This window comes from Butyricicoccus sp. (genome assembly GCF_050872565.1).
Lineage (GTDB): Bacteria > Bacillota > Clostridia > Oscillospirales > Butyricicoccaceae > Butyricicoccus_A.
Map to the genome: position 1 here is coordinate 1 of NZ_JBNMHC010000216.1, position 3,747 is coordinate 3,747.

The following is a 3,747-nucleotide window of genomic DNA, read 5'->3' on the forward strand; positions in this document are numbered from 1 at the left end:
CCTATAATCTGAGCCAAAATTGTTCCTCCTACGTCTCGCCAAACCGGCAAAACGCTCTCTCATAAAATCTATTGTATCCGCTCAAAACTTCCGGCAGCAAGGCAGCCTGTCAGCAGTGCCATGCTCGGATTGCGGGAAATGCGTTCATCCAACTCGCCCATCCAATCGTACAGCGCGAGCATTTGTCGAACGGTGAGCCTGTGACTCACAGCTTTGGTCTGTTCCTGTAGTGCCGGAAGCAGCGGCGATGCCATGCCATGTGCGCAGAAAATCGCATCGCGCATGGCTGTGCGCAGAGCCGTCAGCACATGGGAAAACTGCTGCCGCGACAAGCCGGAGCAGTGCTCGGCTGCTTGCAGCAGGCACAGTTCGTTTTTGCTGTCCAGTGCGCGCAAAAACTCGCCCGCCATCTGGGTAATCTCTTCCGCCTCTTCGCTGAGTGCCGCAATCGCATCTCCTGCAATGCCCTGACAGCCTGCGGCGGCAGACTGCAAAACAGCAGGATCTTTGTCCGGATATTTCTGCCGCAGCAGATGCAGCACGGATCCCCGATCCAGCGGAGCCAAGGCATATTGCGTACAGCGTGACAAAATCGTAGGCAGAATTGCACTTTCGTTTTCCGTCATCAGAATAAAAAAGGCGTATTCCGGCGGTTCTTCCAGCAGCTTGAGCAGCGCATTTTGCGCCGCAGCGTTCATATTCTGCGCATGGCGAATGAGAAAAATCCGGCGGTCACTGTCGCCCGGATAGACGGCGCAATCTGACCGAATGCGGCGCGCCGTGTCCACTTTGATCTCTGCATCACCCAAATCAATGCAGGTGACATCCGAGTGATTGTTCTGCTCGACCTTGCGGCAGGCCGCGCACTGCCCGCACGGCTTTTCGCCCGTGCTCTCGCATAGCAGTGCCATGGTCAGCACGCGCGCCGCCGTCAACTTGCCAATGCCTTTCGGACCAGTCAGCAGAATGCTCTGCGGAAATCGTCCGCGCAGGGCATGTTGCCAAGCCGCTTTCAATTCAGTATTTCCCAGCAGACTGGCAAACGTCATGACGGTTCCGCCTTTCCTCAAAAATCGCCATCCATCACGCAAATGGATGCAGTATCAGTATACCATCCGTCCCGCAGAAATTCAATGTGAACTTGCCGAATCCGTTCTCCCGGATACACCAGCGGCACCCCGGGCGGATACGGCGTGATCGGCCGCGCACAGATTTTACCGGCACTCTGTCCCAGCGGCACGGTTGTCTTTTTGCCAAACCACGCACGGCGAACCGAGCAAATGCGCTCCGGCTCCGGAAACGGCAGCGGTTCTTTGTGCGGCTTTGGCACCGCGCAAAACCGTTTGTCGCGCAGCGCACCCATGAGCCGCGCATAATCACGTTCTGTATCCGCGCCGGTGCAGATGCACACGAGATAATTGGCATCTGCCATCTCCGCATCAATCGCAAAATCCTCATGCAAGATAGCGGAAAGCTGCTGACCGGTGACGTTAGTGTCTGTGCAGCGAATGGTCAGTCTGCACGGGTCAAGCGGTGCTTGTTCCTCTGTCAAGGTGTCAAATACTGTCGTTCTCGCGATTTCTCGCCGGAGCGCCTGCACGCGCTCAGCGCACTGCGCATACGCCTGCGCACCGTCTTTTTCCAGCCAATCCCGTGCCAAATCAATGGATGCGAGCAGCAGATACGACGGGCTGGACGTGCCGAACAGCGTTGCTGTCTCCAGCAGCGTTTCAAACGAAATGCGCCCGGAGGACAGCAAAATCGCGCTTTGTCCCCACGCGGGCAGCGTCTTATGTGTGCTCACCGCCGCGAGATCTGCGCCCTGCTCGATGGGTGACGGCAGACCAACCGCCTTGAGATGGGCGCCGTGTGCCGCATCGACAAGTAGCGGCACGCCGTGCGCATGACAGATGTCCGCCAGCTGCGGGATATTTTGTAAAATGCCATAGTAATTGGGGCTGGTGATAAGAACGGCAGATGCCTGCGGGTTGTCCCGCAGCGTCTGTTCGACTGTTTTCGGGTCAAGCAGCCCCGGCATTCCGTCCAGCGGCTCCGGCACGACAAATACCGGCGTCAAATCCAGCAGTGCCATCGCGTGCGTAACGGATTTATGGCAGTTTCGGTCTAAAATCAGCGTGCCGCCCTCCGGCACAGCCGCGCCGATGGCCGTCATCAGCGCCTGTGTCGAACCGCCGGTCAAAAACAAGCAGTCCTGTGCGCCGTAATATCGTGCGGCATCTCGCTCGGCGGAGAGAATCGGCTCATCGCCTTCATATAAGTTGCCGGTTCCTTCGATTTCCGTATAATCAATCGGAAACGGGAAATTTAGTTCCGGCAGTACCGGGCGGCCTTTGTGTCCCGGCATATGAAAACGGGCGGCCTTGCGAGCCGCCTGTTTCCGTAATTGTTCGTACAATCTTGCGTCAGACATATTCCTTCGTTACCAGTGGGCTGAGATACAGCGGATTGACATCGAGAATCGCGGTGTCTCCGTTTTTAATATCCAGTCCTGTCACATCGCAGGAGACATGGCACAGACCTACATGTCCCAGCACGCGGACGCGATGTCCGGCAATGCTGATGTAGATATTGCCCTTGCCTCTGCCGTCTTCCAAATCATTCTTGATATAGCGCATGACGTCGCGCGGACGGAACAAATCGCGCTTTTTCTCGACAGAAAAGCCGTCCGTGTAGCCGACCGGTACCACGGCAACGCGCGTCGCGTCTTTTGCGACATAGCCCGCGCCGTAACCAAATGTGTGTCCCTTCGGCACGGTGCGCGTCTCAATGACGCGGCTTTCGAGGTATCCCAGACGAGACAGTCCATATTTTGCACCGTTGACAATGCGTCCGGTAAAGGCAGAGCCGACACGAACCGCGTCCAACATCATATCGTCATAGCGGAACACGCCGTTGGAGTTTGCCGCATGGCGCATTCCCACCGAAATACCGTCTGCTTCCAGCTGGCTGACAATGCCGCACAGCTGCTTATACTGTCCGCGTGTCGCCGCCTCATCGGCAAACGAGGAGTGAAAATGCGTATAGATGCCGGTCACCTGAATGCCCGGACACTGGGTGTATACCTTCTTGATCTCTGCATACTGATCCGGCAGAAAGCCGTATCGTCCCATGCCCGTGTCAATCTTGATATGTGCCTTTGCCTGTATGCCGCAGCCCTGTGCGACTTCGTTCAGGCATCGAGCAGCTTCCGGCGAGCCGACTGTCGCAATCGCGTTTGCCTGTACAACCTGATACGCTTCATCTGCCATGGCCGTGGAGCGCATCACGAGAATGTCTTCTTCGGTATATCCCCAATCTCGCAGACGCTGGGCGTCCTCCGGCTCCGTCACCGCGAACATGCGGATGCCGGTCTCCTTCAAGACCTCTGCCATCTGCTTCATGCCAAATCCATAGCCGTCTGCTTTTAATACGGCAAAGACCGGCACACCGGCTTTTTTCTGAATGATGCGGGAGTTTTCTTCGAGCTTTTCCCGCTCAATAACGAACTTTTTCATGTTACTTGTTCTCTTCCGGCTTCTTGTCCTCAGCCTTCTTCTCTTCCGGCTTCGCCTGCTTCTGCTCGCCGCGATGGTCGCCGGTCAGGTTCTTCGGCTTTGAGGTATCCAGTGCAGCGTTCTTCTTCAGGAAGCGCTTGCGGCGCAGGTTGCGATAGGTGCTCTGACCGTGTACGACAGCAAAGTATACCGGCTTGTTGAATACGAGGTCATATTCACCGACAAACTGTAC

The 3,747-nt window shown here is 56.4% G+C and carries 4 protein-coding genes; all 4 read right to left on the reverse strand.

All coding sequences use genetic code 11. The annotated features are described in order from the left end of the window. Window positions 1-68: 68 nt before the first annotated feature. Window positions 69-1,049 (reverse strand): ATP-binding protein, encoded by a 981-nt coding sequence (locus ACR0P9_RS08875; protein WP_432619315.1) that lies wholly within the window; start codon window positions 1,047-1,049, stop codon window positions 69-71. Between the two features lie 17 nt (window positions 1,050-1,066). Continuing rightward, on the reverse strand, window positions 1,067-2,431 hold the full coding sequence (locus ACR0P9_RS08880) for an aminotransferase class I/II-fold pyridoxal phosphate-dependent enzyme (RefSeq protein WP_432619317.1): 1,365 nt from the start codon (window positions 2,429-2,431) through the stop codon (window positions 1,067-1,069). Next, on the reverse strand, window positions 2,424-3,515 hold the full coding sequence (gene alr, locus ACR0P9_RS08885) for an alanine racemase (protein WP_432619319.1): 1,092 nt from the start codon (window positions 3,513-3,515) through the stop codon (window positions 2,424-2,426). Before alr ends, ACR0P9_RS08880 begins: the two co-directional genes overlap by 8 nt. 1 nt (window position 3,516) lies before the next feature. Continuing rightward, on the reverse strand, window positions 3,517-3,747 hold a 231-nt coding region (locus tag ACR0P9_RS08890; protein ID WP_432619321.1), incomplete at its 5' end, for a hypothetical protein.